Annotated in this window: 1 protein-coding gene; it reads right to left on the bottom strand. The window is 57.0% G+C overall.

The annotated features are described in order from the left end of the window. The coding region (locus Q4528_RS15050) for a GAF domain-containing protein (RefSeq protein WP_303522494.1) at positions 1 to 212 on the bottom strand (212 nt) is incomplete at its 3' end. Positions 213 to 251 lie beyond the last annotated feature (39 nt).

Below are 251 nucleotides of genomic sequence, written 5' to 3'. Positions count from 1 at the left end.
AGCATAGAGAAGTTGACGACCCCGATCAGCTGGTTTTCGGCGTCAAAAAGCGGAACAGCGGTGCAGGAAAACGGATGAAGCAAAGAGAAAGAATCGTCTTTCCCCCGCACGGTAAAGGCCTTGCCCTCGGACAGGGCCATGCTGATGCCATTGGTCCCCGCGATCCGTTCGTCCCAGCAAGAGCCATAGGCAATACCGTTCTTTTCAAACACCGCGCGGCCGTTATCCGGCCCTTCCAGCCGGAGCAGAAC

Source organism: Staphylococcus pasteuri, assembly GCF_030547725.1.
In the GTDB taxonomy this organism is placed as follows: Bacteria; Bacillota; Bacilli; order Staphylococcales; family Staphylococcaceae; genus Staphylococcus; species Staphylococcus pasteuri.
The sequence above is the reverse complement of the archived record's forward strand: the minus strand, read 5'-3'. Positions and strand labels throughout refer to the sequence as shown.